The organism is Mitsuaria sp. PDC51 (assembly GCF_900113225.1).
GTDB lineage: Bacteria > Pseudomonadota > Gammaproteobacteria > Burkholderiales > Burkholderiaceae_C > Roseateles.
The window spans coordinates 1,507,743-1,533,911 of the sequence record NZ_FOZE01000001.1 but is presented as its reverse complement, the minus strand read 5'-3'; the positions used below and the strand labels follow the sequence as shown (position 1 = coordinate 1,533,911).

The following is a 26,169-nucleotide window of genomic DNA, read 5'->3' as shown; positions in this document are numbered from 1 at the left end:
TCCGACCTCATGGTGTCTCCCTCCACTCCCGCGACGGACCTGCCGCCGTCCGGCCCTCCGGGTGCTTCGAGCGCCCGTTCACCTTCCGCGGCGACCGCCTCCGCGACGACCGCTCCCGCGCCCTCCACCACTGCGGCGCCCAAGCGCCGGCGCCGTCGGCCACCGCGTCTCTCCGCGGCCGCCTGGCGCCAGTTCCTGCAGATCGCCAAGCCCTACTGGCTCGGCGACCAGCGCAAGGCCGCCTGGGGACTGTTGCTGCTCCTGATCGTGCTGATGCTGTGCGAGACCCAGCTCGCGGTGCTGCTCAACGCCAAGACCGGCGAGCTGACCTCGGCCCTGGCCGAACGCAACCACTCCCGCTTCTGGACCGCCGTGCGCGACAGCCTCATCGTCCTGGCCTTCGCCGTGCCGGTGTACGCCTTCTACTACTACATGCGGGACGCCTTCTCCAACCACTGGCGCCGCTGGCTCACCGGCCGTTTCCTCGACGGCTACCTCGACGGCCGCAAGTACTACGAGATCGGCACCGGCGCCGCCGGCGACATCGACAACCCCGACCAGCGCATCTCCGAGGACATCAACACCTTCACCGGCCGCTCCACCCACTTCCTGCTGCTGATGCTGGGCTCGGCGATGCAGCTGGTGGCCTTCTGCGCGGTGCTGTGGTCGCTGTCCAAGGTGCTGGTGGCCTTCCTGGCGGTGTACGCGACGGTGGGCACCTTCCTGGCGCTGTATGTCTTCGGCTCGCCGCTGATCCAGCTGAACTTCTGGCAGCTGCGCCGCGAGGCCGACTTCCGCTTCGGCCTGATGCGGCTGCGCGAGAACGCCGAATCCATCGCCTTCTACCGCGGCGAGCCGCAGGAGCGCGCCCACATCGAAGGCCGCTTCGAGTCCGTCTACCAGAACTACTGGAAGCTGATCCGCAAGCAGCGCTCGCTCAACCTCTTCCAGCGCGGCTTCAGCCAGCTGACGCTGGTCGTGCCCAGCGTGATCCTGGCCGAGCGCGTGCTGTCGGGCGATCTGGAGGTGGGCGCCGCCGTCCAGGCGGCCGGCGCCTTCGCGGCGGTGCTGACGGCGGTGTCCCTGATCGTCGACAACTTCGAGAGCCTGAGCCGCTTCGTCGCGGGCATCGACCGGCTGCATGCGCTGTCGGACGTGATGCATCAGCGCAAGCCCCGGGCGGAGCGCCAGCGCGAACGCATCGTGACGAGCCACGCGGACCAGCTCGCGCTGCGCGACCTGACGCTGTACACGCCGCAGTTCGACCGGCTGCTGGTCGAGAAGCTCAACGTCGCGCTGCAGCCCGGTGAGAGCCTGCTGATCACCGGCGTCAGCGGCTGCGGCAAGAGCTCGCTGCTGCGCGCGATCGCCGGCCTGTGGCGCTGCGGCGAGGGCACCATCGAGCATCCGCCGCTGGAGGAGGTCTTCTTCCTGCCGCAGCGCCCCTACCTGCAGCCGGGCACGCTGCGCAGCCAGATGATCTATCCCGACACGGCGACCGGGCTGGACGACGACGCGCTGCGCGCGATCCTCGACGAGGTCGGCCTGCCGGAGCTCGCCGAGCGCGTCGGCGGCCTGGACGCCACGCAGGACTGGGACAAGCTGCTGTCCATGGGCGAGCAGCAGCGGCTCGCCTTCGCGCGCGTGCTGGTGCGCCGGCCTCGGATGGTCATCCTCGACGAGGCGACCAGCGCGCTGGACAGCGGCAACGAGCGCCGCCTCTATGAGCGCCTGTGCCGCGACGGCGTCACGCTGGTCAGCATCGCCCACCGCCACGGCGTGCTGCGGCATCACACGCACGTGCTGCGCCTGACCGGCGGCGGCGCCTGGCAGCTGCACGCGGCCGAGGGCTACGACTTCGATGCCGCTGAAGCCGAAGCCGAAGCCGAAGCCGAGGCCGCCGCCGCGCAGACCGCGCAGACCGCCCAGGCTGCGGCGCCGGTCGCCGCGCCCGCGTCGGACGCCCTGACCGCGACGCGGCCCGGCTCGGCGCCGTGCGCCAAGGAGCCGCCATGAGCGCCGACACCTGGACCGAGATCGTCGACACACTGCGGTCCGAGTTCTCGGACCTGCCCGATGCCGCGCAGATCACCCGCATCGCCGTGCGGCTGCTGCTGGCCGCGCTGCTGGGCGGCATCCTCGGCTACGAGCGCGAGCACCACGGCAAGGCCGCGGGCATTCGCACGCACATGCTGGTCTCGCTCGGCGCGGCGCTGTTCGTGCTGGTGCCGCAACAGGGCGGCATGCCGATGCCCGACATGAGCCGCGTGCTGCAAGGCGTCATCGCGGGCATCGGTTTCCTGGGCGCGGGGGCCATCCTCAAGCTCAAGGACGAGGAACAGGTCCACGGCCTGACCACTGCCGCCAGCATCTGGATGACGGCCGCCATCGGCATCGCCTGCGGCCTCGGGCGCGAGGCCACCGCAGTGTTCAGCATGCTGCTCGCGCTGTTGATCCTGGCCGTGCTGCCACTGTTCACCCGGCCGTATCCCCAGGATGACGGTGGGCGTCGCGAAGACGCGCGCGGCGACGACCGGCGAGCGTCGCCGCGTGACGACTGATCGTCGCCGCGGACCGGGGACGCGGCGGCTGGCGCTACAGCGAGGGTTCCGACACCGCCACCGACGGCGCGCCCGCTGGCCGGGTGCCGTCACGCGCGGTGCGCCGCATCTCCTGCAGCTTCACCGCGTGCGGCACCGGCTGCGGCCGCTTCGTGAGCGAGCCGCCCAGGCGCGTGCTCAGCTTCATTCGGTTGTTGATGGCCCAGCCGCTGGCATCCAGGATGGGTCCGAGGCTGCGCTGGCGCAGCTTGAGCCAGGCGATCAGCATGCTCGGCCCGGAGATCGACAGCACGATGCCCAGCACCGCGAGCGGGATCCACCAGCCCAGGTCGACGAAGCGGCCGAAGATGCCGACGATCACCGTGCTGATGCTGCCCAGCGCGACGCCGATCGCGGCGACGGTGCCGACGTCCACCCGCCGCCCCGGCACCGGCAGTCCGGCCGGCAGTCCGGCCGGCGGAACGCCCGCCGCGCCAGTCGTCGCCGGCGCGGCCGCGGGCTGGTCCACCGTGGCGATGCGCCCGGCCCACTGGCCCAGGCGCCCCTGCTGCGTCGAATCGCTGGCGGCGGCGCGCTTGGCCACCTGCTCCTCGACCAGTCGCACCAGCTTCTTGTAGGGCGACAGGAAGGCCTGTCCGACGCTGATCGGGTTCTCGATCACCTTGACGATGCGCGCGTCCCAGTCGTGGCCCTCGCGGTCGTAGAACAGCCCGTTGCGGCCAACGAAGAGGAAGTCGACGTCGCCCGCGCTGACCACCGCGACGATGGTGCGCTTCTGGTTGAGCCGCACGCACTCGCAGTACGCGAGGTAGGCCTTGGCCAGGCCCGCGATGGGCGCGTGCCGCGCGGGATCCACGACCTCCACGGCGAGCTCGCACGCGCGACCGTCGATGAACAGCGTGCCGGCCTGGAAGACCGCGCCGCGGCCTTCGTAGAAGTCCTCGAAGGAGACGAAGTTGCGCGCCAGCCGCAGCAGATCGCGCTGGAGCAGCAGCAGCTTCTCGAGGTCGTTGAGCGCCGCGTGCCGGGGCGCGGCCGCGCGGTCCTCCACCACCTGCGCCAGCAGCCGGGCGCGGGCCGCCTCCGGCTGAGCGCCCGCCAGCGCGCTCAGCGCCTCCACGCCGAGCGCGGCCACCGGCCCGGTGGGCTGGCGCTTGAGCCATTCGCGGCAGGCCTGGACCTGCTCCTTCAGCGCGCGCCAGTCCGCTTCGACGAGTTCGTCGGCATCGCGTCCGAGCAAGGGCCGCACCGCCTGCTCGCGCAAGGCCGCCAGCGCCGCACGCCAGGCGGGATTCGCGCGCGCGTCGAGCGGCAGCGCCGCGCCCGCCGCGACCGGCGCCGCCGGCAGCTGCTTCAGCGGTCCCGACTCCAGCGACAGCAGGCCGGCCGCATGCTGCTTGAGCTGCTCGGGTTCGGTGGCGTTGAGCGTCGCGGCGACGCTGGCGTCGTAGCTCGCCAGCCGGCAGCGGGCGAAGAAGTCCTCCACCTTGTCGTGGACCGCCTGCACCGCCATGGCCGCGGCGCGTCGACCGGCGCAGTCAGCCTCGCCCTCGGCATGCCAGGCCTGCACCGCGGCGGCCTGGTCGAAGAAGGCCTGGATGCGCGTCTCGTCGATCCCGGGCTCGCCGCCGGCATCGGCGACCGCGCCCAACGCGTCGGCGACGGCCTGCGCCAGCGCGCGGTCGGTCGGGTCCTCGAAGGCCGCGACCGGCACGATGCCGTCGCCGTTGTGCCGCTCCGCGACGAGGTGCGACTGGCGCTCGCGGATCTCGTCCAGGCCGATGTCGGACCGCTCGGCCGGCGCGGCCTGTCCCGCCAGCGCCAGCGTGCGTTGCAGCTCCTCGGCCAGCGCCCGTCCCTCCTCGGTGTCGGACAGCGACGCCGCCGCCAGCCGCGATTCGCCGCGCAGCAGCGGCTGCCAGTCCTTGAGCCGCGCGCCGACCCATTCGCAGGCGGCGATCAGCTCCGGCGCGCGGATGCGGCCATCGCGATCGAGGTCGATCAGGTCGAGGGTGCGTTCGTCGAATTCGAGGCCGCGCGTGGGACAGGCCAGCGCGACCCAGCGCTTCTGGTCGAGGTCACGGAGATGGAGGAGGTCGTCGGCGGTGTCGATGCGTGCCTGATCGGCGCCGCCCGCCCGGAAGAATCGCCAGGGGTGTGTCATGGGTGCGCAGGATGCGGCAAGCGACATGCCGCCGCCGGCACGCCGCCCTGCGCCCGTGCGAGTGCCGGACCGTCCCCCGCATCCGCGACTCGGGAATGACAGTTGCCGCCCGGTGGGTTAGGGTCGCCGGGTCGGAGGCGCTCCGGAGCTCAGCATGGACCTCGATACCGTCTCATACGTCTTCCAGAGTCTGGAGGGCACATTCACGATCAAGCCGCGGCTGTCACGGCGTTGGCGGGTGAAGCACGACAGCATGCCGTGGGGGGATTCCTTCGCGACGGCGGAGGAAGCCGCGAAAGCGCTGGCCGAGCGTTTCGCCGTGCCAGCCAACCTGCAGGAATGGACCGAGATCGGCGACTTCCACACCGACGTCGGCGGCTTCCAGCCCTGACACGCCACGTCGCCTGCCTCATCACCCCCTCATCACCCCCTCGCCACCCCGGGCGTCATCCGCCTCGCGCGCGCCGCGCCGCTGAAGGCTCCCTCTCCCGCTTGCGGGAGAGGGTCAGGGGTGAGGGTCGGCCCACACCGCGCCCCCCCCGACGGCATGACACCTGGCCCCAGGCGGCAGCCCCTCCACGGTGGTCCCGGTGAACGCGCCGAACGCCGGCAGGATCATGAGCCCCTCCACCTCGCAGAAGCACGGCAGCCGCTGACGTTCATGCGCGCGGCCATGCAGCGTCATCGCGGGATGCAGGTGACCCGCGAGCACATAGGCCTGCGCCACCCGCCGCGGGTGATGACAGGCCGCGAAGGGCCCGAGGCGACGCGGCTCATCCGCGAGCTCGAATCGCAGCGTCGCCGGCGGATCCCCCGCATGGCTGTCGTGGTTGCCGCGGATCAGCAGGCAGTCGAGCCCCGCATGGCGTTCGCGCCAGCGGTGCGCCGGATCCAGCACCCCGGCCTGCCGCGCGGCGGCGGCGTGGAGGAAGTCGCCCAGCACCACCAGCCGGGCGGCCCGCACGCCGTCGACCAGCGCGCTCAGCCGATCGAGGTTGTCGCGCGTGGTGCCCGCGGGCACCGGCTGGCCGAGCGCGCGAAAGCTCGCGGCCTTGCCCAGATGCACGTCGGCGACGAAAACGGTGCGCGCCGCCGGCCACCAGAGCGCGCGCTCGGGCAGCAGCCAGACGCGCTCGCCGGCCAGCGTCGTCGCGAGCGCCCCCACCGGCGCATCGATGTCCGGCGTCATCGCCCTCGCCTCGCCCGCTCGCCGCGCGGCCGCCGACGCGCCGGCGGCGCCTCGCCGCGAGCTTCCAGCGCGAGCGACTCCTGCACCGTCGCGATCGCGAACTGCGGCGAATCCTGCTTCGCGAACACCGCCAGCGCGCGCTCGGCCGGCTCGCGCGCGGTGCCGACCGCCTCCCCGCCGGCGCTGCGCTCGAGCTCCGAGACCATGCGCGCGATGCGATCCCCCAGCGACTCGTTGCTGAGCTTCTCGCGGAAGCGCTCGACCATCAGCGGAAACGCCAGCGGCGTGGGCCTGCGCAGCGCATGCACCTGCAGCGTCTGCCCCGCCATCCGGCCCAGCGCCTCGGCCAGGCGGCGCACGTCGAGCTCCTGCGTCAGCAGCTCGCGCTCGGCCTGCGCCAGCAGCAGGTTGCCGGGGTCGTGCTGCTGGAAGACCTCGAAGAACAGCGTAGCGGAGGCCTGCAGCTGCCGGTTGCTGCGGCGTTCGCCGGGGTGACTCTGGAAGATCAACCCGGCGATGCGCGCGATCTCGCGGAAGCGGCGGCGCGCCAGCTCGGTCGCGTTCAGGCTGGCCAGCACCTCGTGCAGCAGCGTCTCCAGCGGCGGCACGCTGAGCAGGCCCGGCAGCCGCTCGGCCCAGTCGATGGGCTTGGCGCTGAGCAGCTCGATGCCATAGTCGTTCAGCGCGATCGAGAAGGTGCCGGTCTCCGGCTGCGCCGCGCGCCAGGCGATCAGGCCGGCCAAGCCCAGGTGCACCTGCCGGCCGGCGAAGGGGTAGAGGAAGAGGTGCCAGCCCTCGCGCGACTTCAACGTCTCCGCCACCAGTACGTCGGGCGCGGGCACGCCGGACCAGCGCCGCTGGATGTCGATCAGCGGGCGCACGCAGGCCATCTCGGGCGAATCGAAGCGGCCCGCGTCGGCCTCGGCCAGCTCGCGCAGCACCGCATCGGCCAGCGTGCTGGACAAGGGCATGCGGCCACCGTTCCAACGCGGCAGCGCGGCCCGCCCGGCGGTGGCGCGGCGCACCAGCGCCGTCATCTGCTCGACCCGCACCAGCTCCAGCAGGCGGCCGCTGAACATGAAGGCATCGCCCGGGCGCAGCCGCGCGATGAAGCTTTCCTCGACGCTGCCCAGCTTGCCGCCGCCCAGGTACTGCACGCTGATCGACGCGTCGCTGACGATGGTCCCGATGTTGACGCGGTGGCGTCGCGCCAGCCGCGCGTCCGGCACGCGCCAGACGCCGTGCTCGTCGGGCACGACGCGGTGGTAGTCCGGGTAGGCGGTCAGCGAGGCCCCGCCCTGGCGCACGAAGTCCAGCGCCCAGCGCCAGTTCGCGTCGCCCAGTGCCTCGTAGGCGACGGTGCCGCGGACCTCGGCCAGCAGCGCGTCCGGTTCGAAGCCGCCACCCAGCGCCACCGTGACCAGGTGCTGCACCAGCACGTCCAGCGGCTCGCGCGGACTGTGCCGGGCCTCGATGCGGCCGGCGCGCACCGCCGCGCGCGCGGCGGCGGCCTCGACCAGCTCGAGGCTGTGCGTGGGCACCAACGTGATCCGCGACGGCCGGCCCGGCGCGTGGCCGGAGCGCCCCGCGCGCTGCACCAGCCGGGCGACGCCCTTGGCCGAACCGATCTGCAGCACGCGGTCGACCGGCAGGAAGTCCACGCCCAGGTCCAGGCTGGAGGTACACACGGCGGCCTTGACGCGGCCCTCCTTGAGGCCGAGCTCCACCCACTCGCGCACCTCGCGGTCCAGCGAGCCGTGGTGCAGCGCCAGCACGCCGGCCCAGTCGGGGCGCGCCTCCAGCAGCGCGCGGTACCAGCGCTCGGCCTGCGAGCGCATGTTGGTGAAGACCAGGCAGCTGGCGCTGGCCTCGATCGCCTCGACCACTTGCGGCAGCATGCGCAGCCCCATGTGGCCCGCCCAGGCGAAGCGCTCGGCGGTGGCGGGCAGCAGCGTGTCGATGACCAAGGTCTTGTCGGTCTCGCCGTGGACCAGCACGGCGTCCGTGGCGGCGCCCTCGGCGCCCGTGCCGAGCAGCGTCCGCAGCGCCTCGTCGAGGTTGCCCAGCGTCGCCGACAGGCCCCAGGTCATCAGGGCCGCGCCGCTTCCGGCCCCGCGTTCGGCCCTGAAGCGGCGCAGGCGCGCCAGCGCCAGCTGCGTCTGCACGCCGCGCTTGTTGCCCATCAGCTCATGCCATTCGTCGACCACCGCCAGCCGCACCTGGCCGAGCTGCTCCCGCGCGTCGGCCCGCGACAGCAGCAGCGACAGGCTTTCCGGCGTCGTCACCAGCACGGTGGGCAGCCGCCGGTCCTGCGCGGCGCGCTGCGCGGAGCTGGTGTCGCCGCTGCGCAGCCCGATCGTCCAGCCCGGGCAGAACGCCGCCATCGGTCGCGTCAGGGCTCGCAGCGTGTCGGCGGCGAGGGCGCGCATGGGCGTGATCCACAGCACCGTCAGCGGCGGCGCGACGGCCTTGCCGCCGTGCTGGCGCGCCTCGCCGCCGATGGCCTCGCGCAGCGTGGCCAGCGCGCCCAGCCAGATCGCCAGTGTCTTGCCGCTGCCGGTGCTCGAATGCAGCAGCCCGCTGCGGCCCCGCGCGATCTCGTCCCAGACCTGGCGCTGGAACGGGAAAGAACGCCAACCTTGCGCGGCGAGCCAGGCGTCGATCGACACGCTCACGGTGCGGCCTCGTCCGCGTCTTCGAGCGAGCCCTGCTCCGGCGCTGCGCCCGTTGCCGGCGGCGTCCGCGGCGCCGCGCGGACGAGGGCCGCGTCGCCGCCGCCGGCGGGCAGCAGCGCCTGCAGCGTCTGCAAGGTGTCCGCCTCCTCGACCGGCTTGTCCTCGCGCCGGCGCAGCATGCGCGGGAAGCGCACCGCGATGCCGCTCTTGTGCCGGCCGCTGCGGGCGATGCCTTCGAAGCCGAGCTCGAACACCATCGTCGGCGTGACGCTGCGCACCGGGCCGAAGCTCTCGATCGTAGTGCGGCGGATCGCCGCGTCGACCGCCTGGATCTCCGCGTCGGTGAGGCCCGAATACGCCTTCGCGAACGGCACCAGCTGGCGCGCCGGATCCTCCTGCGGGCCGTTCCAGACGGCGAAGGTGTAGTCGGTGTAGAGGCTCGCGCGCCGGCCATGGCCGCGCTGCGCGTAGATCAGCACCGCATCCACCGACAGCGGATCGATCTTCCACTTCCACCAGACGCCGACGTCCTTGGTGCGGCCGACGCCGTAGCGCGCGTCGCGCCGCTTGAGCATCATCCCTTCGACGCCCAGCGCCCTTGCTTGCTCGCGCTGGCGCGCCAGCGCCGCCCAGTCCGCGCCGCTCACGAGCGGGCTGAGCTCGAGCCCCGGCAGCGGATGCTCGGCCACCAGGCGCTCCAGCCGCGCGCGGCGCTCATGCTGCGGCAGCTCGCGCAGGTCCTGGCCATCCTGCTCGAGCAGGTCGTACACGCACAGCGCCACCGGCAGCTCGCGCAGCAGCTTCGCGCCCAGCGTCTTGCGGCCGATGCGCCGCTGCAGTTCCGCGAAGGGCATGGCGCGGCCGTCGCGCCAGACGAGGATCTCGCCGTCGAGCACCAGGCCGTCCGGCAGCGCCGCGCCCATCGCGGCGAGCTCGGGGAAGCGCTCGGTGACCAGCTCCTCGCCGCGCGACCAGATCGCGACCTCGCCGCCGCGCCGCACCAGCTGCGCGCGGATGCCGTCCCACTTCCACTCGACCAGCCAGTCCGCGGCCGGCCCGATCGCCGCGTCGAACTGCTCGACCGGCAGGGCCAGCGGATGCGCGAGGAAGAACGGATACGGCTGCAGGCCGCGCGCGCCGCCCTCGCCGGCCGTGGCCTGCGCCGGCGCGACCAGCGCGGCATGGTCCGCCGCGGTCGGCCGCGCGCCGACATGCGTGTAGCCCATCAGCCGCTGCGCGACCAGCTTGGCATCCACGCCGCCGACCGCCGCCAGCGCCTGCGTCACCTGCAGCTTCGACACGCCGACGCGGAAGGCGCCGGTGATCAGCTTGAAGTAGACGAAGCGCTGCTCGACCGCCAGCGAGGCCCACTGGCTCTGCAGCGCCAGCGCGAGCGCCTCGGGCGGCTGGCCGCGCAGCGGCAGCAGATGCTCGGTCATCCACACGGACAGCGGGCGCTCGACGATGTCCGTCGGCTCGGGCAGCAGCAGCGCGATCGTCTCGGCCAGATCGCCGACGGCCTCGTAGCTCTCGTCGAACAGCCACTCCGGCAGGCCGGCCGCCAGCCGCGCCTGCTCGCGCAGCAAGCGGGTCGGCACCAGCTGCCGCGGCTTGCCACCGGCCAGGAAGTACACCGCCCAGGCTGCATCCGCCGGCGGCGCCTCGCGCAGGTAGGCCTGCAGCGCGGCCTGCTTGGCCAGGCTGGACGTCGAGGCATCCAGCTCGCGGTACAGCGCGGCGAAGGCCTTCATGACGGCGGCGCTCCATCCGCGGGCTCGGCGGGCTCGGCGGGCCCGGCGGTGTCGGCGGTGTCGGCGGTGTCGGCGGTGTCGGCGGTGTCGGCGGTGTCGGCGACGGCATCGTCCTCCTGGCCGTATTCGGTCGCGAAGGCCTGCGCCTGCAGGCCCTGCTCGTTGAGCCATCGCACCAGCACCGGCACGCTGCCGTGGGTGACGAAGACGCGCTCGGCGCCGGTGCCGCGGATGGCCGCCATCAGGCCCGGCCAGTCGGCATGGTCGGAGACGACGAAGCCGCGGTCCACGCCGCGCCGCCGACGCGTGCCGCGCAGCTGCATCCAGCCGCTGGCGAAGGCGTCCGCCGGATCCGCGCCGAAGCGCTTCATCCACGGCGAGCGCGCGGCCGACGGCGGCGCGATCACCAGCGCGCGCGACAGCGCCGCCTTGTCGAGCGCCGGGTCGGCCGCATGGAAGGTCGGCGGCAGGGGCACGCCGGCGGCGCGGTAGACGGCATTCAGCGGCTCGACCGCGCCATGGCTGACGATCGGCCCGATCGAGGCATCCACGCCATGCAGCAGCCGCTGCGCCTTGCCCAGCGCATAGGCGTAGAGCACCGACGCGCGTCCCGCCGCGGCATTGCGCCGCCACCAGGCGTCGATCTCCGAGAACAGCGCCGCCTGCGACGGCCAGCGGTAGATGGGCAGGCCGAAGGTGGACTCGGTGATGAAGGTGTCGCAGCGCACCGGCTCGAACGGCGCGCAGGTGCCATCCGCCTCCAGCTTGTAGTCGCCCGAGGCGACCCAGACCCGGCCGCCATGTTCCAGCCGCAGCTGCGCCGAGCCCAGCACATGGCCGGCCGGATGCAGCGACAGCCGCACGCCGTGGTGCACCACGGCCTCGCCGTAGGCCAGGGTCTGCAGGGTGATGTCCTCGCCGAGCCGGCGCCGCAGGATGGCGGCGCTGTCGTGGTGGGCCAGGTAATGGGCATGGCCCCAGCGCGCGTGGTCGCTGTGGCCGTGGGTGATCACGGCGCGGTCCACCGGCCGCCACGGGTCGATGTAGAAGTCGCCGGGCGGGCAGTAGAGCCCCTCGGGGCGGGCGACCACCAGGTCGCCCTGCCCCGACCCGTCGCCGGTCGCTTCGATGCTGGATGGCAGGCCCATGTCGGCCGATGCTAGCCAGGACCGGCGCCGGCCGCTGTAGGACGAGCCCGCGTCCGGCCCGACGGCCATCCCCCGCCCGCCATCCGCGCGCGGCGCTGCGTCCTGCGCCGCACGTCGGTGAAAGCCCGGCCTTCCCGCGCCAGTTCAGGGCTTGCGCCCCGCGCCGCCTCCCCTACACTGCCCCGGCGTTCATCCATCACGGCCCGGCGGCCTCCGACCGGGCCTTCCAGGGAGGGAAAGGGATGGGTCGTGTGTCCGACTGGCTGCTGGGACATCGCCGGACCGCGTGGCTGCTGGCGGCCGTCGTGGCGCTCGCGCTCGGCATCGCCGCGAGCGAGACGCACCGGCGCTCGCTCGAACACGACTTCCGGCACGCCCTGGCCAATGCCGCCCAGCGCGAGGCGCTCGCCCTGCAGGGCCTGACCCTGACCGGCAAGGGCATGGGCGCGGTCGTGCTGGCCGGCCAGCTCAATCCCGACCTCAAGAACGCCGCCGCGCTCACCGACACCGACGCCGCCCGCCGCACCCGCCCGGCCTTCGAGACGCTGGAGGTCATCGGCACCAGCGTCGGCGCGCAGCTGGCCTACGTCGTCAACACGCACGGCCGCATCATCGCGGCCTGGGACGACGAGGGCGTGTCCCCGATCGGCCTGGACGTGGCCTTCCGCCAGTACTACCGCCAGGCGATGCGCGGCCAGCCCAACGTCTTCGCCGGCATCAGCATCACCACCGGCCAGCGCGCCTTCTGGCTGGCCGCGCCGGTCTATCGCCAGCCCGGCCAGAGCGGCGAGATCGTCGGCGTGATCGCCGCCCGCCAGTACGCCGACACGCTCGACCGCTTCCTCGACACCCGCAGCTACGCCGGCGCGCTGCTGGTCTCGCCGCAGGGCGTGGTGCTCGCCGCCAGCCGGCCGGAATGGCGCATGAGCCTGGACGGCGCCGCGACGGCCGAGCGCTCGAAGACGCTGACCGCCAGCGGCCAGTACGGCAAGCTCTTCGAGGATCCGGCGCGCGCGCACAGCCTGCCCTTCGAGCCGCGCGCGCCGACGGTGTCGGTCGGCGGCGCCCGCCACGCCACCGCCCAGGCCGAGGTCGCCTGGAACGACCCCGCCGGCCCCTGGCGGCTGGTGCTCCTGGGCGACCTGGACGCGCTGGAGCCCACCGCCACCCGCGTGGGCATCGCGGCGCTGGTGGCGCTGCTGGCCTTCGGGCTGCTGGCGGCCTCGCTGCGCAGCCTGGCCCACGGCGCGGCGCGCGACCGCAAGGACCTCGAGCTGCAGGCGCACCACCGCCAGCTCGAGGCCCTGCTGGAGGACCGCGAACGCGCCCAGGACGCGCTGCGCCAGGCCAAGGAGGATGCCGAGGAGGCCACCCGGGCCAAGTCGGACTTCCTGGCCAACATGAGCCACGAGATCCGCACGCCGATGAACGCGATCATCGGCATGTCCCACCTGGCGCTGCAGACCGGGCTGGACGCGCGCCAGCGCAACTACATCGAGAAGGTGCACCGCTCGGCCGAGAACCTGCTGGGCGTCATCGACGACATCCTGGACTTCAGCCGCATCGAGGCCGGCAAGCTCAGCCTCGAGGAGGTGCCCTTCCGCATGGAGGACGTGCTGGATCACCTGGTCAACCTGATCGGCTTCCGCGTCGAGGACAAGGGGCTGGAGCTGCTGCTGAACGTGCCGCCGGATCTGCCGACCGCGCTGATCGGCGATCCGCTGCGGCTGGGCCAGGTGCTGGTCAACCTGGGCAACAACGCCGCCAAGTTCACCGACCGCGGCGAGATCATCGTCGGCATCGAGTCGGTCGCGCTCGGTGCGCGCGAGGCGGCGGCGCTGGACGCCCTCGCCACGCCGGAGGTCGAGCTGCACTTCCGCGTCCGCGACACCGGCATCGGCATGACGCCCGAGCAGCAGGCGCGGCTGTTCCAGAGCTTCAGCCAGGCCGACAGCTCCACCACCCGCCGCTACGGCGGCAGCGGCCTGGGGCTGGCGATCTGCAAGCAGCTCGTCGAGATGATGGGCGGCCGCATCTGGGTCGAGTCCGCGCCGGGCCAGGGCTCGACCTTCCACTTCACCGCGCGCTTCGCGCTCCAGCCCGAGGGCTCGGACCTGCCGGCGCGGCGCGCGTTGATGGCGCACGAGCTGGCGCGGCTGCGCACCCTGGTGGTCGACGACAACCGCGCCGCGCGCGAGATCCTGTCCACGCTGGGCGCGAGCTTCGGGCTGGACGTCACCACCGCCGCCGACGGCGCGGAGGCCGTGCGCGACGCCGAACAGGCCCAGGCCGAGGGCCAGCCCTTCGCGCTGGTGCTGATGGACTGGCAGATGCCGGTGGTGGACGGCCTGGAGGCGACGCGCCAGCTCGGCGACGGCCGGCTGCAGGCGCCGCCGGCGGTGGTGCTGGTGACCTCCTTCGGCCGCGACGACTCGCTGACCGCGGCGCTGGCCGGGGCCGGCACCCAGCGCCGGCCGGTGCTGCTGACCAAGCCGGTCACCGCCTCGTCGATGCTCAGCGCGATCGGAGAGGCCCTGGGCCATGCCGACCTGCCCGCGCCCGCGGCGCAGCGCCGCCGCGACACCGCCCGCGAGGCGATGCGCCGGCTCGCCGGCGCGCGCGTGCTGGTGGCCGAGGACAACGAGCTCAACCAGGAACTCGCGGCCGCGCTGCTCGAGGACGCGGGGCTGCATGTCACGCTGGCCGCCAACGGACGCGTCGCGCTGGACCTGCTGGCCGCGACGCCCGACGGCTTCGACGGCGTGCTGATGGACTGCCAGATGCCGGTGCTGGACGGCTACGCCGCCACGCGTGCGCTGCGGGCCGATCCGCGCTGGCGCACGCTGCCGGTCATCGCGATGACGGCCAACGCGATGAGCGGCGACCGCGAGAAGGTGCTGGCCGCCGGCATGAACGACCACATCCCCAAGCCGCTCAATGTCGACCTGCTGTTCGAGGTGCTGGCGCGCTGGGTCCGCCCGGCCATGCCGGCCTCGGACCTGCCGATGGACACCCGCTCTGGCGCGGGCCGGCGCATCGACACGCGGCGGGCGCTCAGCCAGACGCTGGGAACTGACCAGGAAGGCCAGGGCGGCCAAGCCGCGCCGGAGGGCTCACGGGACCCTCGCGGCAACGATCGCCCGGCGGGCCGCGATGCGGACGCCCCATCCGCCCCCGCGTCCGCGGTTTCCTCGTCCACCGCCTCAACCTCCGCCGCTACCACCGCCGCTTCGCCCAACGCCGCGGCCGCCACGGTCGCCGGGCGAGCCGACGGCCTGCCGCAGATCGCCGGACTCGACGTGCAGGCGGGACTGGCGACCGCCGGCGGCCACCTCACGCTCTACCGCAAGCTGCTGCGCACCTTCCACGACTCGCAGAGCGACTTCGCCGCGCGCTTCGCCGAGGCGGCCAGTGCCGGCGACCACACGACGATGACGCGACTGGCGCATTCCCTGCGCGGCGCCGCGGGCACGCTGGGCGCGCGGCCCCTGGCGGCGGCGGCCGGGGCGCTCGAGCAGGCCTGCGCGCAGCGCCAGCCCGCGGCCGAACGCGACCCGCTGCTCATCCGCGCGCAATCGCTGCTGGCCGCGCTGCTGGTCTCGCTGGGTCGCCACCTGGCGCGCGAGGCGATGCTGCAGGCCGCCCCACCGGTTGCCCCCTCGGCCACGGCGCCGGCGGTGCTCGACGCGGCGGCGCTGGCCGGGCTCGACGCCCTGCTGGCGCGGCTCGAGGCCCTGCTGGAGGACAGCGATTCCGGCGCCGCCGACGCGGGGCAGGAACTCGGCGCCCTGCTGGACCGCCTGCCGCTGCCGACCGCGCGGCTGCGGACGCTGCGCCGCGCGGCCGACGCCGCGCAACGCTTCGACTTCGACGGCGCGCTCGTGCTGGTCCGCGCCGATGCCACCGGCCGCCGCGGTCCCGCGAGCCAGGCCGACACCGATCCCACGTCGTCCGGGAGCCCCGCATGACCTCGCACTCCGCGCCGCCCTCCGACCCGACCGACGGCGCCACCGTGCTGGTCGTCGACGACACGCCCGACAACCTCGCGCTGATGAGCGAGCTGCTGCGCGACCGCTACCGCGTCAAGATCGCCAACAACGGCGAGAAGGCGCTGCGCATCGCCGGCGCCGAACCGCGGCCCGACCTGATCCTGCTCGACGTGATGATGCCGGGCATGGACGGCCACGAAGTCTGCGAGCGGCTCAAGGCCGATCCGGCCACACGCGACGTGCCGGTCATCTTCCTCACCGCCCGCTCCGACGTGGCCGACGAAACGCGCGGACTGGCGCTGGGCGCGGTCGACTACATCACCAAGCCGATCAGCCCGCCGATCGTGATGGCGCGCGTGCGCACGCACCTGCGGCTCAAGGCCAGCGCGGACTTCCTGCGCGACAAGGCGGCCTACCTGGAGGCCGAGGTCGCGCGCCGCACCGAGGAGCTGGCGGCGATCCAGGACGTGACCATTCTGGCGATGGCCTCGCTGGCCGAGACGCGGGACAGCGACACCGGCAACCACATCCGGCGCACCCAGCATTACGTCAAGGCGCTGGCGCAGGCGCTGCGCGGGCATCCACGCTGGCAGGCGCTGCTCACGCCGGAGTACATCGCCACGCTGTTCAAGTCGGCGCCGCTGCACGACATCGGCAAGGTGGGCATCCCCGACCGCATCCTGCTCAAGCCGGGACGCTTCACGCCGGACGAATTCGAGATCATGAAGTCCCACCCGGCGCTGGGCCGCGACGCGATCGCGCAGGCCGAGGCCCAGCTCGGCACGCCGGTCGCCTTCCTGTCCACGGCCAAGGACATCGCCTACGGCCACCAGGAGAAATGGGACGGCTCCGGTTATCCGGAGGGCCTGCGCGGCGAGGCCATCCCGCTGTCGGCGCGGCTGATGGCGCTGGCCGACGTCTACGACGCGCTGATCAGCCGCCGCGTCTACAAGGACGCGATGCCGCATGGCGAGGCGGCCGCGATCATCGTCGAGGGCCGCGGCAGTCATTTCGATCCGGAGGTCGTCGACGCCTTCCTGCGCATCCAGGACGAGTTCCAGGACATCGCGCGCCGTTTCGCCGACGACGACGAGACGCTGCGCCGCAAGCAGGACTGGATCGAATCGACGATGGCCGCGCCCGAATGACCCGACGTCGCCCACCGCAGTCCGCCCCACCGCAGTCCCCCACCGCAGCCCGCCATCGCATGTCGTCGAAGGATCTCGGTGATCGGGGACGGTGATGCGTGGGGTACCGGCGCTTGCCGCCGGTGCCCCATGCATCGGCGGCCAACGCCCGGGCCTTGGCAGGACGGGAGCGCCCCCAACGCGCCATCGCCCCATAATCCCGCGCCATGCGCCGCACGACCATCCTCCTGCTTGCCACCCTCTTCCTCGCCACCGGGGCCCACGCCCAGCAACCGCGCCCAGTGACGCCGCGCGGCCCGCTCGACGCCCAGGAGCAGAACAACATCGCGGTGTTCCGCAAGGTGTCGCCATCGGTGGTGCACATCACGACGCTGGCGCAGCAGCGCGACTTCTTCTCGCGCAACGTGACCGAGGTGCCCAGCGGCACCGGCTCGGGCTTCCTGTGGGACGAGCGTGGTCACATCGTCACCAACTTCCATGTGATCCGCGGCGCCTCGGCGGCGAAGGTCACGCTGTCGGACCAGACCGCGTATGACGCGACGCTGGTCGGTGTCGATCCTGACCGCGACCTGGCCGTGCTGCGCATCGCCGCGCCGCGGGAAAAGCTGCAGCCGGTGCCGATGGGCAGCAGCCGCGAGCTGCAGGTGGGCCAGACGGTGTACGCGATCGGCAACCCGTTCGGCCTGGACCAGACGCTCACGCGCGGCATCGTCTCGGCGCTGAATCGCGAGATCGAGTCGATGACGCAGCGCACGATCCGCGGCGCGATCCAGACCGATGCGGCGATCAACCCCGGCAACTCGGGCGGGCCGCTGCTCGATTCGGCGGGCCGGTTGATCGGCGTGAACACGTCGATCTTCAGCCCCAGCGGCGGCAGCAATGGCATCGGCTTCGCGATTCCCGCCGACGAGGTGAACCGCGTCGTGCCGCAGCTGATCCAGCATGGCCGCGTGATCCGCCCGGCGCTCGGGCTGACCGCGGGCACCGAGCAATTGCGCCAGGTGCTGCGCCTGCCCAAGGGCGTGGTGCTGATCGGCCTGCAGGCCGGCGGTGGCGCGCAGCGGGCGGGCTTGCAGCCCTTCATGCGGGGGCGCGACGGGCGCATCGTCGGTGGCGACGTCATCACCGCGGTGAACGGCAAGCCGGTGGCCGATCTCGACGAGCTGCTCAGCGAGCTCGAGGAGCGCCGCGTCGGCGACAAGGTCACGCTGACGGTGTGGAACGGCGGCAAGACGCGGCAGGTGCAGGCGGAGCTCGGCAGCGATTGACGGGCCACCGCCCCTACCCCATCCGGCGATAACCCTGCCGCCGCCCCGGTCCCGGACCCGCGCCTAGACTCCGCGGCCATGCATCCCCGTCTTTCGATCCTCGACCTCGCCCCCATCGTCGAGGGCGGCACCGCCGCCCAGGCGCTCCACGACAGCATCGCGCTCGCGCAGCACGCGGAGCGGCTGGGCTACACCCGCTACTGGGTCGCTGAACATCACAACATGGACGGCGTCGCGTCCTCGGCCACCGCGGTGCTGATCGGCCAGATCGCGGCGGCGACCTCGACGATCCGGGTCGGCTCGGGCGGGATCATGCTGCCCAACCACGCACCGCTGACCATCGCTGAGCAGTTCGGCACGCTGGCGACGCTCTTCCCCGGCCGCATCGACCTGGGGCTGGGCCGCGCGCCCGGCACCGATGGCCCGACGATGCGCGCGCTGCGCCGTCACCTGTCGACGGCGCACGAAGACCGCTTCCCCGAGGACGTGCTGGAACTGACCGCCTACCTCGCGCCCGAGCAGGAGGGTCAGGTCGTGCGCGCGATCCCAGGTCAGGGCACCGAAGTGCCGATCTGGCTGCTGGGGTCGAGCCTTTATGGCGCGCAGCTCGCGGCCTACCTGGGCCTGCCGTTCGCGTTCGCGTCACACTTCGCGCCGGCGATGCTCATGCAGGCGCTCGAGATGTACCGGGCTCAGTACCGGCCCAGCGCCCGGCATCCCCAGCCCTACGCAGCGGTCGGACTGAACGTCATCGTGGCCGATACCGATGCCCAGGCGCAGCGCCTGTTCACCTCGCTGCAGCAGCGCTTCCTCGGCATGCAGCGCGGGCAGCGCGGACCACTGCCGCGGCCAGTCGACCAGATGGCCGACCTGTGGACCGCGGGCGAGCAGCTGGCGGTGGAACGCATGCTGTCGGAATCCATCGTCGGGTCGCCGCGGACGGTGCGTGAAGGGCTCGCGGCGACGCTCGAACGCACCGGGGCGGACGAGTTCATCGTCGCTTGCGCAGTCCACGATGCGGCGGCGCGAAGGCGGTCTTATGAGCTGCTGGCGGGCGTGATGGCGGGGTGAGAGGGCGCTCTCCGCCTGCCCTCTCTCTGGGTCCGCATGGGGGAAAGATTTTCCCGGCTCCGCCGCGAAAACCCTTCCCCCATACACCGACACATCAGCCTACTTCCACCGTTTGGCGGTAGGGGCGTGCGGGAGAGCCCGGAAGGCGTGACGCGCAGGTCGGAGCAGCCAATGAAAAGGGCCACGCGTGAGCGTGGCCCTTTGTCTTGCGCGTCGATTGATGCGTCGATTTATGCGTCGATTTATGCGTCGTTTGGCGCGTGGGGTTCAGGGGGGCGTGTTCAGCCCACCCACTTGCGGGCGTTGCGGAACATCCGCATCCAGGGGCTGAACTCGCCAGCATCGCCGCCCGTCCAGCTCATCTGGATGTTGCGGAAGACACGCTCCGGGTGCGGCATCAGCGCAGTGAAACGACCATCCGCCGTGGTGACCGCGGTCAGGCCCTGCGGACTGCCGTTGGGGTTGAGCGGGTATTGCTCGGTCGGCTGGCCGTCACCATCGACATAACGCATCGCGCGCAGCACCTGGTCGGGGTTGCCGCGCTGCGAGAAGTCCGCGAAGCCCTCGCCGTGCGCGACCGCGATCGGCAGGCGGCTGCCCGCCATGCCGGTGAAGAAGATGCTCGGCGAGTCGACGATCTCGACCTGCGCCAGGCGGGCCTCGAACTGCTCGCTGCGGTTGCGGACGAACTTGGGCCAGTGCTCGGCGCCCGGGATCATCGGCGACAGCGCCGCCAGCATCTGGCAGCCGTTGCAGACGCCCAGCGCGAAGCTGTCCGGTCGGGCGAAGAAGGCCTCGAACGCGGCCTTCAGCACCGGGTTGAAGAGGATGGAGCGCGCCCAGCCCTCGCCGGCGCCCAGCGTGTCGCCGTAGCTGAAACCACCGCAGGCGACGAAGCCCTTGAAGTCCTTCAGGTCGACCGCGCCGGCCTGCAGGTCGCTCATGTGCACGTCGTAGGCGTCGAAGCCGGCCTGCGCCATGGCGTAGGCCATCTCGACATGCGAGTTGACGCCCTGCTCGCGCAGGATCGCGACCTTGGGGCGCGCGCCGCTGGCGATGAAGGGAGCGGCGACGTCCTCCTTGACGTCGAAGGTCGGCAGCCAGTGCAGGCCCTTGCCGGGCGTGCCGGCCAGCGCATGCTCCTGGTCCGCGCAGGCCGGGTTGTCGCGATCGCGGGCGATGCGCCAGGACACCTGGTCCCACTCCTGCTGCAGCTCGTTGAGCGGCGCGGCGAAGACCTTCTTGGCGTCGCGCCAGACCTCGGCCTGCTTCGTGTCGTTGGTCTTGCCGACGACGTGCGAGATCTTCGACAGGCCGTGCGCGCGCAGCGTCTGCAGGACGGCGTCGCGGTCGGCGGTGGGGACCTGCAGCAGGACGCCCAGTTCCTCGTTGAACAGGGCCTTGAGCGTCAGTTCCTCGCGGCGCGCGCTGACCTGCGAGGCCCAGTTCTTGGAGTCGCCCATCTCGGCGCGGCTGTCGCTGATGCCGTCGCCCTCGGTGACCAGCATGTCGACGTTGAGGCTGACGCCGCGCTGGCCGGCAAAGCCCATTTCCAGCGCCGCGGCGAAGAGGCCGCCGTCGCTGCGGTCGTGGTAGGCCAGCAGGCGGCCCTGGCCGCGCAGCTCGTTGACGGCGGCCACCAGCGCCTTGAGCAGCGCGGGCTCATCGAGGTCGGGCACCTCGGGGCCGAACTGGTTCAGGGTCTGCGCCAGGATCGAGCCGCCCATGCGCATGCGGCCCTGGCCGAGGTCGACCAGCACCAGCGTGGTGTCGCCGTCCCGCAGTTGCGGCGTGAGCGTGCCCCGCACGTCGGCCAGCGAGGCGAAGGCCGTGACGATGAGCGAGACCGGCGCGGTGACCTGTTTGGTGACGCCGTCCTCGGACCAGCGGGTGCGCATCGACAAGGAGTCCTTGCCCACCGGGATGGAGATGCCCAGCGCGGGGCACAGGTCCATGCCGACAGCCTTGACGGTGTCGTAGAGCGCGGCGTCCTCGCCGGGCTCGCCGCAGGCCGCCATCCAGTTGGCCGAGAGCTTCACCCGCGGCAGCTCGATCGGCGCGGCCAGCAGGTTGAGGATGGCCTCGGCGACCGCGACGCGGCCGGACGCGGGCGCATCGACGGCGGCCAGCGGGGTGCGCTCGCCCATGCTCATCGCCTCGCCGCTGAAGCCCTTGAAGTCGGAGAGCGTGACCGCGCAGTCCGCCACCGGCACCTGCCAGGGGCCGACCATCTGGTCGCGGTGGTTCAGGCCGCCGACGGTGCGGTCGCCGATGGTGACCAGGAAGCGCTTGCTGGCCACCGTCGGGTGGCGCAGCACGGTGCGCGCGGCCGTGGCCAGGTCGACACCGTCCAGCGAGAGCGCGCCGCCCGAGCGCGCCACGCGCGTCACGTCGCGGTGCATCTTGGGCGGCTTGCCCAGCAGGACGTCCATCGGCATGTCGATGGCGCGCTCGCCTTGCGGGCCGTCCTCCAGCACCAGCTCGCGCTGCTCGGTGGTGACGCCGACAACGGCGAAGGGGCAGCGTTCGCGCTCGCACATGGCGGTGAAGAGCGGCAGGCTTTCCGGCGCGATCACCAGGACGTAGCGCTCCTGGCTCTCGTTGCACCAGATCTCCTTGGGCGCCAGGCCGCTTTCCTCGAGCGGGACCTTGCGCAGGTCGAAGATGGCGCCGCGGCCGGCATCGTTGACCAGTTCCGGGAAGGCGTTGGAGATGCCGCCCGCGCCGACGTCATGGACCGCCAGGATGGGGTTGCGCTCGGCCAGGCCCCAGCAATGGTTGAGCACTTCCTGCGCGCGGCGCTGGATCTCGGGGTTGCCGCGCTGGACCGAGTCGAAGTCCAGGTCGGCGGTGTTGGTGCCCGCGGCCATCGAGCTGGCCGCGCTGCCGCCCATGCCGATGCGCATGCCGGGGCCGCCGAGCTGGATCAGCAGCGAGCCGGCGGGGAACTGGATCTTCTTGGTGAGGTCGGCGCGGATCGCGCCCAGGCCGCCGGCGATCATGATCGGCTTGTGGTACCCGCGGCGGATGCCGTCGACGTCCTGCTCGAAGACGCGGAAGTAGCCGCCCAGCGCGGGCCGGCCGAACTCGTTGTTGAAGGCGGCGCCGCCCAGCGGCCCCTCGGTCATGATCTGCAGCGCGCTGGCGATGTGCGCGGGCTTGCCGACCGGGTCTTTCTCCCACGGCTCGCTCAGGCCCGGCAGATGCAGGTTGGAGACCGAGAAGCCGGTCAGGCCGGCCTTGGGCTTGGCGCCGCGACCGGTGGCGCCCTCGTCGCGGATCTCGCCGCCGGCGCCGGTGGACGCGCCCGGATGCGGGGAGATGGCCGTCGGGTGGTTGTGGGTCTCGACCTTCATCAGCACGTGCGCGGTCTCGGCACGGGCCTCGTACTTCGGCGCGCGGCGATCGCCGGCCGCCATCCAGCGCTCGATCGCGTGGCCTTCCATCACCGCGGCGTTGTCGGCGTAGGCGATGACGGTGTGCTGCGGCGACACCTTCTCGGTGTTGCGGATCATGCCGAAGAGCGACAGCGGCTGCGCTTCACCGTCGATGGTGAACTGGGCGTTGAAGATCTTGTGGCGGCAGTGCTCGCTGTTGGCCTGCGCGAACATCATCAGCTCGACGTCGCTGGGGTCGCGGCCCAGCTTCTGGAAGGCGGCGACGAGGTAGTCGATCTCGTCATCGGACAGCGCCAGGCCCCAGGCGCCGTTGGCTTCCTCCAGCGCCGCGCGGCCGCGGGCCTGCACCGGCACGTGCGCGAGCGGCTGGGCCTGCTTGTCGTCGAAGAGGTGGGCGGCATCCTCGCGCGACAGCAGCACGCTTTCGGTCATCCGGTCATGCAGCAGGTCGGCGCAGGCCAGCAGTTCCTCCTGGGTCAGCGGCTTGGCGCCGCCGGTCAGCCCGGCCAGCAGCCCGGACTTGAGCGTCAGGCGGAACTCGGTGACGCGCTCCACCCGGTGCAGGGCCAGGCCGCAGTTGTGGGCGATGTCGGTGGCCTTGGAGGCCCAGGGGCTCAGCGTGCCCAGGCGCGGGGCGACGACGATCAGCGCGCCCTCGGTGGCGCCGTCGTAGCGGTCGCCGTAGTCCAGCAGCGAAGCCAGCTTGTCGCGGCCTTGCGCGTCCAGCGCCGCGTCGGTCCAGACCCAGTGGACATGACGGGCATGCACCGCGGTGATGCGGTCGCTGACGGCCTGCAGACGCGCCAGCAGCGCCGCGGCCCGGAAGGACGAGAGGGCATTGCCCCCCTCGAAGTGAATCAGATGCTTGGAGGAGGTGGTGCTGGCCATGGGATCCCAGGGGGTTGCGCCGCGCGCGCCGCGGCGGTGAAGCCCGGCATTCTAGCCAGCGCCGCCGGACGACCCGGGTTTACCCCGGCCGGCACGCCCCTTCGGCGGCCCTCCCGGACCGACCTTGGGGCGCCCTCCCGTTCCCCCTTCAGCGGCACTCGCTGAGGCGGTCCAGCGCGATGTGCAGCTGGTGCTCGGTCAGCTTGCCCCGCGAGGGCTGCACCCAGGCCCCCGGCGCACCGGTGGTCAGCGCCTTGATCGCCACCACCTTGACCGGCTCGGGCTGCACCGGCCGCTCGCGATCCAGCGACCACCAGCCATCGGCCACCGTGCAGTTCATGCCGACTTCCACCACCGGGGCGGCCCGGGCGACGACCGGGCCCGCCATGACGCTCATGCCCAGGGCGCCTGATGCCAACAGGCTGACAAAAACGTTCGATCTCACCGCAACTCCCTGATATCTCGTTCGAGTGAGCGAATGTATCGATGTGACGTGACGTAACCGCCCGGAAACTCCGGAATTCGCCCGCGGCGGCGCCCCTCATTCAGGGGATGCCGGCCGCGCCGGAGGAAAAAGTGACGCCGCCGTGCCCTCGGACGGGGGCCGGAAGACTCATCCCCAGGGCGCCGGGGCTCTTCCATGCGGCGGATGGCGGCCGTCATGGCTTGTCGCTACATTGATCGGCTTTCGGACCCGACGGCCGCCTCCCATGAAGCTGGCGTCCCCGGGTCGTTCATCGCCACTGGAGACCACCATGTCCCGCAAGACCCCCATCGAGCACTACCGCAACATCGGCATCTCGGCGCACATCGACGCCGGCAAGACGACGACGACGGAGCGCATCCTGTTCTACACCGGGGTCAATCACAAGATCGGCGAGGTGCACGACGGCGCCGCGACGATGGACTGGATGGAGCAGGAGCAGGAGCGCGGCATCACGATCACCTCGGCCGCGACGACCTGCTTCTGGAAGGGCATGGACCTGTCCTACCCGGAGCACCGCATCAACATCATCGACACCCCGGGGCACGTGGACTTCACCATCGAGGTGGAGCGGTCCATGCGCGTGCTGGACGGCGCGGTGATGGTGTACGACTCGGTGGGCGGCGTGCAGCCGCAGTCCGAGACCGTCTGGCGCCAGGCCAACAAGTACAAGGTGCCGCGACTGGCCTTCGTGAACAAGATGGACCGCATCGGCGCGGACTTCTACCGCGTGCGCCAGATGATGGTGGACCGGCTCAAGGCCAACCCGGTGCCCATCGTGCTGCCCATCGGCGCCGAGGACCAGTTCAAGGGCGTGATCGACCTGCTCAAGATGAAGGCCATCGTCTGGGACGAGGCCTCGCAGGGCATGAAGTTCGAGTACCAGGAGATCCCCGCCGACCTCAAGGCCAAGGCCGAGGAATGGCGCGAGAAGATGGTCGAGGCCGCCGCCGAGGCGGACGAGGAACTGATGAACAAGTACCTCGAGAGTGGCGAGCTGAGCGAGGACGAGATCAAGCGCGCGATCCGCCAGCGCACCATCGCCGGCGAGATCCAGCCGATGCTGTGCGGCACCGCGTTCAAGAACAAGGGCGTGCAGCGCATGCTGGACGCGGTGATCGATTTCATGCCTTCGCCGATCGACATCCCGCCGGTGCACGGGACCGACGACGACGAGCGGGACACGACCCGCAAGGCCGATGACAACGAGAAGTTCAGCGCCCTGGCCTTCAAGCTGATGACCGATCCGTATGTGGGCCAGCTGACCTTCGTGCGGGTGTACTCCGGCATCCTGAAGTCGGGCGACTCGGTCTACAACCCGACGCGCGGCAAGAAGGAGCGCATCGGCCGGATCCTGCAGATGCATGCGAACCAGCGCGAGGAGATCAAGGAGATCCTGGCCGGGGACATCGCGGCCTGCGTGGGCCTCAAGGACGTGACCACGGGCGAGACGCTGTGCGATCCGGAGGCGATCATCACGCTCGAGAAGATGGTGTTCCCGGAGCCGGTGATCTCGCAGGCCGTCGAGCCCAAGACCAAGGCCGACCAGGAGAAGATGGGCATCGCGCTGGGCCGGCTGGCGGCGGAGGATCCGTCCTTCCGCGTGCGCACCGACGAGGAATCGGGGCAGACCATCATCTCGGGGATGGGCGAGTTGCACCTGGAGATCATCGTCGACCGGATGAAGCGCGAGTTCAGCGTCGAGGCCAACGTCGGCAAGCCGCAGGTGGCGTATCGCGAGACGGTGCGCAAGAAGGTCGAGGACGTCGAAGGCAAGTTCGTGCGGCAATCCGGCGGCAAGGGCCAGTATGGCCACGTGGTGCTGACGGTGGAGCCGCTGGAGCCGGGCAAGGGCTTCGAGTTCGTCGACGCCATCAAGGGCGGCGTGGTGCCGCGCGAGTACATCCCCGCGGTGGAGAAAGGCGTGATCGACACGCTGCCCAACGGCGTGCTGGCGGGCTACCCGGTGGTGGACGTGAAGGTGACGCTGACCTTCGGCTCGTACCACGACGTGGACTCGAACGAGAACGCGTTCAAGATGGCCGCGTCGATGGGCTTCAAGGAAGCCTGCCGGCGCGCCAGCCCGGTGATCCTGGAGCCGATGATGGCCGTGGAGGTCGAGACGCCGGAGGACTACGCGGGCACGGTGATGGGCGACCTGTCCAGCCGCCGCGGCATGGTGCAGGGCATGGACGACATGGTCGGCGGCGGCAAGATCATCAAGGCGGAGGTGCCGCTGTCGGAGATGTTCGGCTACTCCACCTCGCTGCGTTCGGCCACGCAGGGCCGCGCGACCTACACGATGGAGTTCAAGCACTACTCCGAGGCGCCGAAGAACGTCGCGGACGCGATCATGACGGCGCGAGCCAAGTGAACGCGCCACGCGCGTTGCAGTAAAGGGACGGGCCGCATTCGCGGCCCGATTTCATTTCTGC

At 71.9% G+C, this 26,169-nt stretch carries 15 protein-coding genes; 8 read left to right on the top strand and 7 right to left on the bottom strand.

What is annotated here, in order from left to right:
* The first annotated feature begins 9 nt into the window (after positions 1 to 9).
* Positions 10 to 2,016, top strand: coding sequence for an ABC transporter ATP-binding protein/permease (locus BM393_RS06755; protein WP_091723816.1), 2,007 nt, complete (start codon positions 10 to 12; stop codon positions 2,014 to 2,016).
* Entirely contained in the window at positions 2,013 to 2,561 is a 549-nt protein-coding gene (locus tag BM393_RS06750; protein ID WP_091723814.1) for an MgtC/SapB family protein, read from the top strand. Before BM393_RS06755 ends, BM393_RS06750 begins: the two co-directional genes overlap by 4 nt.
* A 34-nt stretch (positions 2,562 to 2,595) precedes the next feature.
* Here the strand turns inward: BM393_RS06750 and BM393_RS06745 are convergent, their stop codons facing one another.
* The gene (locus tag BM393_RS06745) at positions 2,596 to 4,725 is read right to left on the bottom strand and encodes a hypothetical protein (RefSeq protein WP_091723812.1); all 2,130 of its coding nucleotides are present in this window, start codon (positions 4,723 to 4,725) and stop codon (positions 2,596 to 2,598) included.
* A 154-nt stretch (positions 4,726 to 4,879) separates the two neighbouring features.
* On the opposite strand from BM393_RS06745, the gene BM393_RS06740 reads away from it, so the two are divergent.
* On the top strand, positions 4,880 to 5,116 hold the full coding sequence (locus BM393_RS06740) for a hypothetical protein (protein ID WP_091723810.1): 237 nt from the start codon (positions 4,880 to 4,882) through the stop codon (positions 5,114 to 5,116).
* Positions 5,117 to 5,230: 114 nt separating this feature from the next.
* Here BM393_RS06740 and pdeM read toward each other — a convergent pair whose 3' ends face one another.
* From pdeM to BM393_RS06720, 4 genes are read right to left on the bottom strand one after another with little or no spacing between them, the layout of a single operon-like run.
* On the bottom strand, positions 5,231 to 5,914 hold the full coding sequence (gene pdeM, locus BM393_RS06735; RefSeq protein WP_091723808.1) for a ligase-associated DNA damage response endonuclease PdeM: 684 nt from the start codon (positions 5,912 to 5,914) through the stop codon (positions 5,231 to 5,233).
* On the bottom strand, positions 5,911 to 8,589 hold the full coding sequence (locus BM393_RS06730; protein ID WP_091723806.1) for a ligase-associated DNA damage response DEXH box helicase: 2,679 nt from the start codon (positions 8,587 to 8,589) through the stop codon (positions 5,911 to 5,913). Before BM393_RS06730 ends, pdeM begins: the two co-directional genes overlap by 4 nt.
* On the bottom strand, positions 8,586 to 10,340 hold the full coding sequence (locus BM393_RS06725) for an ATP-dependent DNA ligase (RefSeq protein ID WP_091723804.1): 1,755 nt from the start codon (positions 10,338 to 10,340) through the stop codon (positions 8,586 to 8,588). Before BM393_RS06725 ends, BM393_RS06730 begins: the two co-directional genes overlap by 4 nt.
* The gene (locus BM393_RS06720; protein ID WP_091723801.1) at positions 10,337 to 11,488 is read right to left on the bottom strand and encodes a ligase-associated DNA damage response exonuclease; all 1,152 of its coding nucleotides are present in this window, start codon (positions 11,486 to 11,488) and stop codon (positions 10,337 to 10,339) included. The genes BM393_RS06725 and BM393_RS06720 overlap by 4 nt, the downstream gene beginning before the upstream one ends.
* A gap of 242 nt (positions 11,489 to 11,730) precedes the next feature.
* On the opposite strand from BM393_RS06720, the gene BM393_RS06715 reads away from it, so the two are divergent.
* The 4 genes from BM393_RS06715 to BM393_RS06700 all read left to right on the top strand — a co-directional run bounded on the left by BM393_RS06715 (position 11,731) and on the right by BM393_RS06700 (position 18,964).
* Positions 11,731 to 15,456, top strand: coding sequence for a response regulator (locus BM393_RS06715; protein WP_254783235.1), 3,726 nt, complete (start codon positions 11,731 to 11,733; stop codon positions 15,454 to 15,456).
* Complete coding sequence (locus tag BM393_RS06710; protein WP_091723796.1) at positions 15,453 to 16,625, top strand: two-component system response regulator; 1,173 nt, start codon at positions 15,453 to 15,455, stop codon at positions 16,623 to 16,625. Before BM393_RS06715 ends, BM393_RS06710 begins: the two co-directional genes overlap by 4 nt.
* 206 nt (positions 16,626 to 16,831) lie before the next feature.
* Positions 16,832 to 17,893 (top strand): S1C family serine protease, encoded by a 1,062-nt coding sequence (locus BM393_RS06705; protein WP_091723793.1) that lies wholly within the window; start codon positions 16,832 to 16,834, stop codon positions 17,891 to 17,893.
* Between the two features lie 78 nt (positions 17,894 to 17,971).
* Positions 17,972 to 18,964 (top strand): LLM class flavin-dependent oxidoreductase, encoded by a 993-nt coding sequence (locus BM393_RS06700; protein WP_091723789.1) that lies wholly within the window; start codon positions 17,972 to 17,974, stop codon positions 18,962 to 18,964.
* Positions 18,965 to 19,245: 281 nt separating this feature from the next.
* On the opposite strand, the gene purL is transcribed toward BM393_RS06700, so the two are convergent.
* Both purL and BM393_RS06690 read right to left on the bottom strand, forming a co-directional pair.
* Positions 19,246 to 23,250 (bottom strand): phosphoribosylformylglycinamidine synthase, encoded by a 4,005-nt coding sequence (gene purL / locus BM393_RS06695; RefSeq protein ID WP_091723787.1) that lies wholly within the window; start codon positions 23,248 to 23,250, stop codon positions 19,246 to 19,248.
* A 148-nt stretch (positions 23,251 to 23,398) separates the two neighbouring features.
* Entirely contained in the window at positions 23,399 to 23,647 is a 249-nt protein-coding gene (locus BM393_RS06690) for a hypothetical protein (RefSeq protein WP_091723783.1), read from the bottom strand.
* 358 nt (positions 23,648 to 24,005) lie between these two features.
* Between BM393_RS06690 and fusA the strand changes: the two genes are divergently transcribed.
* Positions 24,006 to 26,108 carry an elongation factor G gene (gene fusA, locus BM393_RS06685; protein ID WP_091723779.1) on the top strand — a complete coding sequence of 701 codons (2,103 nt, stop codon included), beginning with the start codon at positions 24,006 to 24,008 and terminating at the stop codon, positions 26,106 to 26,108.
* Positions 26,109 to 26,169: the final 61 nt, after the last annotated feature.

Bases quoted from the DNA above. Each gene is read 5' to 3' on its own strand.
- BM393_RS06755 (WP_091723816.1), top strand. From the start codon at position 10: ATGGTGTCTCCCTCCACTCCCGCGACGGACCTGCCGCCGTCCGGCCCT.
- BM393_RS06750 (WP_091723814.1), top strand. From the start codon at position 2,013: ATGAGCGCCGACACCTGGACCGAGATCGTCGACACACTGCGGTCCGAG.
- BM393_RS06745 (WP_091723812.1), bottom strand. From the start codon at position 4,725: ATGACACACCCCTGGCGATTCTTCCGGGCGGGCGGCGCCGATCAGGCA.
- BM393_RS06740 (WP_091723810.1), top strand. From the start codon at position 4,880: ATGGACCTCGATACCGTCTCATACGTCTTCCAGAGTCTGGAGGGCACA.
- pdeM (WP_091723808.1), bottom strand. From the start codon at position 5,914: ATGACGCCGGACATCGATGCGCCGGTGGGGGCGCTCGCGACGACGCTG.
- BM393_RS06725 (WP_091723804.1), bottom strand. From the start codon at position 10,340: ATGAAGGCCTTCGCCGCGCTGTACCGCGAGCTGGATGCCTCGACGTCC.
- BM393_RS06720 (WP_091723801.1), bottom strand. From the start codon at position 11,488: ATGGGCCTGCCATCCAGCATCGAAGCGACCGGCGACGGGTCGGGGCAG.
- BM393_RS06715 (WP_254783235.1), top strand. From the start codon at position 11,731: ATGGGTCGTGTGTCCGACTGGCTGCTGGGACATCGCCGGACCGCGTGG.
- BM393_RS06710 (WP_091723796.1), top strand. From the start codon at position 15,453: ATGACCTCGCACTCCGCGCCGCCCTCCGACCCGACCGACGGCGCCACC.
- BM393_RS06705 (WP_091723793.1), top strand. From the start codon at position 16,832: ATGCGCCGCACGACCATCCTCCTGCTTGCCACCCTCTTCCTCGCCACC.
- BM393_RS06700 (WP_091723789.1), top strand. From the start codon at position 17,972: ATGCATCCCCGTCTTTCGATCCTCGACCTCGCCCCCATCGTCGAGGGC.
- purL (WP_091723787.1), bottom strand. From the start codon at position 23,250: ATGGCCAGCACCACCTCCTCCAAGCATCTGATTCACTTCGAGGGGGGC.
- BM393_RS06690 (WP_091723783.1), bottom strand. From the start codon at position 23,647: ATGAGCGTCATGGCGGGCCCGGTCGTCGCCCGGGCCGCCCCGGTGGTG.
- fusA (WP_091723779.1), top strand. From the start codon at position 24,006: ATGTCCCGCAAGACCCCCATCGAGCACTACCGCAACATCGGCATCTCG.